The organism is Pantoea sp. CTOTU50773, from assembly GCF_032082325.1.
GTDB classification, from domain to species: domain Bacteria; phylum Pseudomonadota; class Gammaproteobacteria; order Enterobacterales; family Enterobacteriaceae; genus Pantoea; species Pantoea communis.
The window spans coordinates 1-6,754 of sequence record NZ_DAMDQC010000204.1 but is presented as its reverse complement, the minus strand read 5'-3'; the positions used below and the strand labels follow the sequence as shown (position 1 = coordinate 6,754).

The window sequence follows — 6,754 nt, the reverse complement described above, 5'->3', positions numbered from 1 at the left end:
AAAGGGCGATGCGGCTTTTTGCGGCTCGATTTGGCTAAGCGCCATTTGATGCGCAATTTCTGATGCGGTATAGCGCGGGCCTGAGTGCACCGAACGAATCGCACTCACCACTTCCTGCGGGGCCGCACCTTTGCTCAGATAACCCGCCGCACCGGCTTGCATTACTTTTGCCGGCAGCGGATTTTCGGTATGGATGGTCAGCATAATAATGCGGATGTCAGGATTGAAGCGCACAATTTTTCGCGTGGCCTCCAGACCGCCGATGCCCGGCATATTCATGTCCATCAGCACCACGTCGACCGGATTGCTGCGGCACCATTTCACCGCGTCTTCACCACAAGCCACTTCCCCGGCAATTACCAATCCCTTCATATCTTCCAGTATGCGGCGAATACCGGCGCGTACCAGTTCATGGTCATCAACAAGAAGCAGACTGATCAACGGGACTTACTCCGCAGGTTAGTGAGGGGAAAAATATATTTCAGGAGGGCCATCTTACCGGGTTTGCCGGGGAAAAAACATCTGGCTACGCAGATAAATCTCAAATGAAATGATACACATCAAGTTGAGCTCAATCCCAGATATCTTTTGAGTGAAACGTTTAGCATGCAAGAATTAAAACGTGAAATTGTGACTAATATCATTATGTTATAATTTATGCTCTTTTCATTGACCGCTGAGCTTTGCTTAATAAAAATAACTTCAACGCCTGATTCTTCCTGCCTGTTAATAACGCAAACATCCATTTAATGTGGGTTTAATCTCCACCGCTTCGCCTGGGATAAATTCCTCATTCAACCATATGATATACTCTGTTTTTTACACACAGATATTGTGTCTACATTCAGTAACACCACCAAGGAGTCAAAGATGAGTGATGAAGACTTTTCAACATCGCGGGATACCCAGGCATTGGCCGATGAAGTCGCTTGCCTGAAAATGATGGTGACGCTGATTCTGAAAGGGATGGGTCAGGCGGATGCCGGTAAGGTGATCATTAACATGGAGCGCTATGTGCAAAGCGCGTTAGCGGATAAGCCGCAGGCGGAAGTGTTCAGCAACACCATTCGTCAGATTAAAACCGCCTACCGTCAGTAAGCGGTGAAGCCCCGCGCAATGCGCGGGGTGGTCAACTGTGCGACTGCCAGTTCACTGAAACACCCAGTGACGGCAGCACCTCTTCCGGACTAAACCGGCGTGTGCCACGATACTTGTCCGCCAGTGCCGGTTGATGAACCGGAATACGAATGGCAAACAGATTATCCTCAGATTGAATCAACCCGGGTGATAAAGGTTCGTACACGACGTGGTGCTGCTCAAACATTTTTTCCAGCATCGGCGTTGCTGAGCTGATCAGGTACTCCATACCGCTGAGTTCCGCCAACTGCACCGCATGCCACAAAATCGTCAGTGGCAGTTCTGCATCCACCTCAAGGCGTGCTGAAAAGCGTGACATTTCCCAGACTTTTTCCTGATCGAACGGCAGCACCATGCCTTCAGGCACTTCTGGTTCATGCCAGGGCAACAAACGTGCACAGCCGCAAATCCCCTGGCGCGCATTCCAGGCGATCATCCAGGTGACATCGGAGCGATCAAAGCGATCATACTCCTGTCCGGGCGTACTTAAGCGCGGCGGGATAGACCAACCTTCACCCCGCGCAAAAACGCTATAGCGATACGTTCCTAATTCTGCCAACAGAGAGGACGGCATATCCTTAAGCTGTGTTTGAATTACTTTCATCATGCGCCCCTGACATCCCCATGTTTGCAATGATTTCTTTGCGCCAGCCTGGCAAAGTTCCGGCGCAGGGTAGACAACTGACTAAAGAGTGGGAACTACTAAAATTAGTAGTTGCCTTTTTGCTATATCAGGCCAATTGCCGCCGCATAACACGCAATCTGCGTTTTATTGGAAACATTAAAACGCTTTTGCATATTCTTTTGGTGAAAATTCACCGTATGTTCTGAAATCGCTAAAATCAGTGAAATTTCCGCAGAAGTTTTTCCTTCCGCTGTCCATTTCAAAATTTCCAGTTCGCGTTGACTAAAATCGTTAGATAAAACCGCCATTGAACTATCATTTAGCCGCTCCAGCACGCGCAAACTCAGTTCCGCCAGAAGGTGCAGTTTCACCTCTAGCTGAACGCGTAAGTGTTGAGTCTGACTGTGAAGCGATGATGCTATAGATAATATACCAATGGCACGATTTGGCGCCATTGCCGAACAAGAAAAGCCGCTGTTGAGCCCTGCCGCATTCGCTTCAGCCCATAAATTACCGGCACCGGTAAATAAATCCCGCGTCCATTCCACGCCTCGTCCCGGCCGCTGACAAAGCAACAGCACCGGATCGACAGCATAATAATTTTCGCTTTCATAGCGCTTAACCCAGCTTTCCGGGTAAGTACTGAACAAAAACACGCGCGGCCGGGTAAAAGGCACGGGATGTTGAACCAGGAAAGCGAATGAATCGAAACCCATCGCTTCAATGTGTTTTTGTAATAGCGTTTTTACTTGAATCACTTCCGTCAGCGCCTGAAATTCATTTTCAGTTTCGCCACGCCAGACGAAATAATTATCGGTCGTCATTATTGCCTCAGCGTTGTTTCACGCTTTAACTTGTTATTCGTTCTGATTAACACAAAAAATAAATTAACTTGAGAAAAAATATTGATTGAAATGAGAGCAGCCCGCGGGGTAACAATCATAACCATCCTGTTGTCAATGCGTTACCATTATGGGGAACTGAAAACAGATACATTTTGCCAACAGCTTCACAACTTTAATCCTCCTTCCTTATTAGAATAGGATTTTTCCGAAGGAGTTTCAATCACCCTATTCATCGAAAATCATCATTAGATTGATAAATTTTTAGCATCGTCATTAACTAAAATCACTCACTTTGAAAGCGGTTACTGAGAGTAATAGCGGTATTTGTGGGACGACGGCTATTCGGTTCATTCTTAATCCCAGTGATTTCTGTAGTGAGCGGTATAACGTGATTTTCATCACCCTCTTTTCCAGCTACGCTTAGAGGATGTGCGGGGGATGACGCTGTGGACTTTTCAGGGGAAGACGTTGCGCCCTCACCCATACTGGCGCATTGTCATGCGTATTCGAGCATCATAACGGGGCTGACTATGATGAACCAACTGGCATTACCTTTCCTTGTACTGGGCGGTTGTACAGCGCTGATGATCTTAAAAGATCTTTTCCGTCACCCGCATCCGGTGGCAATCATGAATATCATCTGGCCGCTGACCGGCCTCTATATGCCGTTCATCGGATGGTTAGCCTGGTGGTATCTGGGTCGTAAACCTTCACGTCAGGTAAAACTTGCGCTGCTGGTTCCACAAAAAATTCAGAGTAATGCCAGCTGGCAAACAATATTTATTTCCACCTCATTATCTGCCGCGGCCTGTATATTTGGCGACATAATGACCCTACCAATAATCACCTTGCTAAATCAGTTCGCCATTATGCCAACGCTCTGGATGCAGGCAATTATTTGCTTGATAGTTTCTCTGGTGGTGGGTTTATTTTTCCAGTTCCTTGCTATCCGTCAACGTGAAAAACGTTCATTTGGCCGGGCGTTATTATTAGCGTTTAAAACCGAAACGTTTCCCCTGCTGATTTATCAATTAGGTATTTTTATCTTTATGGCACTGGCACTAAAATTTGTTCTCAACCAACAAATCAATCCATTGCTGGTGGCTTTCTGGTTTATGTTACAACTGGCCATGATCATCGGTTTTCTATTCTCCTGGCCCGCTAATCATTTCCTGATAAAACGAGGGCTTAATCCCGCCGTCTGACTAACGACAGTATCCGGCGCCGCGCATCCCCAGGTGAAAATGTCCGGCATGCGCGGCGTTGTAGTCCGGTCCTAACGCATTACCAAAGGTCGCACAGCCGTTGTGCCATAAAGCGCGAAGCCCTGCAGCCGCATCCTCAGGTTGATGCCAGTTTTTTGCCACCTGCAGCCAGCGTCCATCTGCAAGCTGAAACCCAGTCACATCCCATGCATCTGCTGTTGCATGCTCGCTTAAACGCCCCTGCTGGCGATGATAGATATTTCGACAGGCGTAACTGCCGACGTGGGTGATTCGCCGAATCGGGCTGTTGATACCTGCCTGCTGAAGGGCGTGAGTGCTGCTGACGACAAACATTGTGCTGCTCACCGCCATCGGGCAACTGGCAAGAAAGCTGCTGCTCAATGTCACTTCACCAAAACCACTCACGCGCAAAGGCTGGTCAATAGGGCAATCACCTTGCAGTGCTGGCACGGCGCGAAATTCTACCCACCCCTGCTGACTGGCTCGATGCATCACCGCCATACATGCCGCAGGATCGTGACCCAGGCGCTGCAATTTGTAGCGCATCATCCATCCTGGAGGGTCAGTCACCGACAGCGGTGTAAATGGATTCCACTGTGGCGGCAGATGCGTTTTCAGCCACGGCAAACTCCACCAGCCACATAATGCCAACAGAGCAATCGCTAATAATGCGCGCATCACACCTCACGTTTACTCATAAAAAGAAGACGTAAGTGTAGGTGGCAAAATGGAGAGATAACGCAGAAAAGGCTTAATTGCTGAAGATTTACGCAAATTCACCGTGGATTATGCCATGTAAATATTTACTGACAGAGTAAACCCCGCAAAAGGTCACAATTGTAAAAAAACAATTACCGAGAGTTGCAACCTTTCCACTATCTTATGCCACTTGCCCTATCAAACGGCACGTTATCTAACAGCCAGTAGAGCTGACACAACATCAAAACAGGAAAGATATATTTATGGTTGATCAATCCAAAGAGGCGCTTATCGAGGCCGAGCAGCCCGATAAGCTCCAGCGTAATCTACATAACCGCCATATCCAACTGATTGCCATCGGTGGCGCGATCGGCACCGGGTTGTTTATGGGCTCAGGTAAAACTATCAGCCTGGCCGGCCCCTCGATCATTTTCGTTTATATGATCATCGGCTTTATGCTGTTCTTCGTGATGCGCGCAATGGGCGAATTGCTGCTCTCTAATCTCGAATATAAATCCTTCAGCGATTTTGCCGCCGATTTACTCGGCCCGTGGGCGGGCTATTTTACCGGCTGGACTTACTGGTTCTGTTGGGTGGTGACGGGCATTGCCGATGTGGTGGCCATTAGTGCCTATTTCCAACTCTGGTTCCCCGACTTCTCCATCTGGATGAGTGCACTGCTGTGTATATTTGTGTTCCTGGCACTCAATATTGCGACGGTGAAATTGTTTGGTGAGATGGAGTTCTGGTTCGCGATTATTAAAATCGTGGCGATTGTTGCCCTGATCGTGACTGGCATCGTGCTGGTGAGCATGCATTATCCTTCGCCCAGCGGCAGCGCGGCAGCCCTGAGCAATATCTGGGATCACGGTGGTATGTTCCCGAAAGGATTGAGCGGCTTCTTTGCTGGCTTCCAGATTGCGGTGTTTGCCTTCGTCGGCATTGAGTTAGTCGGCACGGCCGCAGCGGAAACCAAAGATCCGCACAAGGTGCTGCCACGTGCGATTAACGCTATTCCGGTGCGTATCATTATGTTTTACGTTCTGGCACTGCTGGTGATCATGGCGGTGACGCCGTGGAATCAGGTCATGCCGGACCGCAGCCCCTTCGTTGAGATGTTTGTGCTGATCGGATTACCCGCCGCCGCCAGCATCGTTAACTTCGTGGTGCTGACTTCTGCTGCATCATCCGCTAACAGTGGCATTTTCTCCACCAGCCGTATGTTGTACGGTTTGGCAGAACAAGGCGTGGCACACAAAGCATTTGGCCGCCTGTCGGCACGCGCGGTTCCCACCACCGGGCTGTTTTTCTCCTGCTTCTGCCTACTGTGCGGCGTTGCGCTGATTTACCTGATCCCCGATGTGATGACGGTATTCACCATGGTCACCACGGTATCGGCGATTCTGTTTATGTTCGTCTGGACCATCATCCTGTGCAGCTACCTGGCTTACCGCAAACAGCATCCGCAACGTCACGCTGAGTCGAAGTTCAAGATGCCGCTGGGCAAGCTGATGTGCTGGGTGTGCATGGCGTTCTTCGCCTTTGTAATTGTCTTGCTGACCTTGCAGGATGATACTCGTCAGGCGTTGATGGTCACGCCGCTGTGGTTCGTCATTCTCACCATGGGCTGGTTGTTACGTCGTCGTAAAGCCTGATAGCACTGCCGACAAAAAGCCCCGAATGCTCGGGGCTTTTTTTTATAACCTTTCGCGTAATTTATGCCATGCCTGCGCCAGTGAAGGTCGCACAGAAGGCTCCCTTTCTGGTGCCGGTTCGGGAACATGTGCCGATCCCAGATTGAAGGTGAAGGTGTAATTGGGTGCTTCCCCCATCCTTAAATCCGAAATCAAGGTCTCTTCACCCTGCTGGCGCATGGCGTAAAAACCATGGCTGAACCACGCCACCCGCTCGGCATACCAGTCACCTTTAAACGCATCGAACAGTTGCGGGTTGCGCGGGTGCCAATGAATTTCCAGTGCTCGATCGGGTGACAACAGTGACCAATAGGCCTCACCGTAACGATCGGGGGTCATAATCACGGTTCGCCACACCAGGGTATTAAATGCCGTTGGCGTCACCAGCGCCTGCTGCGGCTTGATGGATTGATCAGTTAAATCACGAGCAATATGCTGCGTTGCCACGTCCTGCACCACCATGCTCCAGCCAAGATACAGCGTACTGACCAGCAAACCGGCCTTATTCCAGCGCAGTCCGACTCCATC

7 protein-coding genes and 1 pseudogene are annotated in these 6,754 nt (G+C 49.6%); 3 read left to right on the top strand and 5 right to left on the bottom strand.

The features are described 5' to 3' along the window. A partial coding sequence (locus RT340_RS21035; protein ID WP_313377648.1) for a response regulator occupies nt 1-441 on the bottom strand: 441 nt, incomplete at its 3' end. A 429-nt stretch (nt 442-870) separates the two neighbouring features. On the opposite strand from RT340_RS21035, the gene RT340_RS21030 reads away from it, so the two are divergent. Next, nucleotides 871-1,098: a DUF2594 family protein gene (locus tag RT340_RS21030; RefSeq protein ID WP_034820303.1), complete on the top strand. Its 228-nt coding sequence runs from the start codon at nt 871-873 to the stop codon at nt 1,096-1,098. Between the two features lie 31 nt (nt 1,099-1,129). On the opposite strand, the gene RT340_RS21025 is transcribed toward RT340_RS21030, so the two are convergent. Then, nucleotides 1,130-1,741, bottom strand: a complete 612-nt coding sequence (locus RT340_RS21025; protein ID WP_034820307.1) for an acyl-homoserine-lactone synthase — start codon at nt 1,739-1,741, stop codon at nt 1,130-1,132. 122 nt (nt 1,742-1,863) lie between these two features. After that, complete coding sequence (sdiA, locus tag RT340_RS21020) at nt 1,864-2,586, bottom strand: transcriptional regulator SdiA (protein WP_034820310.1); 723 nt, start codon at nt 2,584-2,586, stop codon at nt 1,864-1,866. A gap of 551 nt (nt 2,587-3,137) precedes the next feature. Here sdiA and RT340_RS21015 point away from each other — a divergent pair. Continuing rightward, the gene (locus RT340_RS21015; RefSeq protein WP_034820313.1) at nt 3,138-3,812 is read left to right on the top strand and encodes a DUF4396 domain-containing protein; all 675 of its coding nucleotides are present in this window, start codon (nt 3,138-3,140) and stop codon (nt 3,810-3,812) included. On the opposite strand, the gene RT340_RS21010 is transcribed toward RT340_RS21015, so the two are convergent. Next, a complete protein-coding gene (locus RT340_RS21010) occupies nt 3,813-4,511 on the bottom strand; it encodes an extensin family protein (protein ID WP_313377647.1) in 699 nt (232 codons plus the stop codon). A 284-nt stretch (nt 4,512-4,795) separates the two neighbouring features. On the opposite strand from RT340_RS21010, the gene cycA reads away from it, so the two are divergent. After that, nucleotides 4,796-6,187: a D-serine/D-alanine/glycine transporter gene (gene cycA / locus RT340_RS21005; protein WP_058959632.1), complete on the top strand. Its 1,392-nt coding sequence runs from the start codon at nt 4,796-4,798 to the stop codon at nt 6,185-6,187. Between the two features lie 42 nt (nt 6,188-6,229). On the opposite strand, the pseudogene RT340_RS21000 reads toward cycA, so the two are convergent. Then, a pseudogene (locus tag RT340_RS21000) lies at nt 6,230-6,754 on the bottom strand (metal-dependent hydrolase); the annotation flags it as partial.

Bases quoted from the DNA above. Each gene is read 5' to 3' on its own strand.
- RT340_RS21010 (WP_313377647.1), bottom strand. From the start codon at position 4,511: ATGCGCGCATTATTAGCGATTGCTCTGTTGGCATTATGTGGCTGGTGG.
- RT340_RS21030 (WP_034820303.1), top strand. From the start codon at position 871: ATGAGTGATGAAGACTTTTCAACATCGCGGGATACCCAGGCATTGGCC.
- RT340_RS21025 (WP_034820307.1), bottom strand. From the start codon at position 1,741: ATGAAAGTAATTCAAACACAGCTTAAGGATATGCCGTCCTCTCTGTTG.
- RT340_RS21015 (WP_034820313.1), top strand. From the start codon at position 3,138: ATGATGAACCAACTGGCATTACCTTTCCTTGTACTGGGCGGTTGTACA.
- sdiA (WP_034820310.1), bottom strand. From the start codon at position 2,586: ATGACGACCGATAATTATTTCGTCTGGCGTGGCGAAACTGAAAATGAA.
- cycA (WP_058959632.1), top strand. From the start codon at position 4,796: ATGGTTGATCAATCCAAAGAGGCGCTTATCGAGGCCGAGCAGCCCGAT.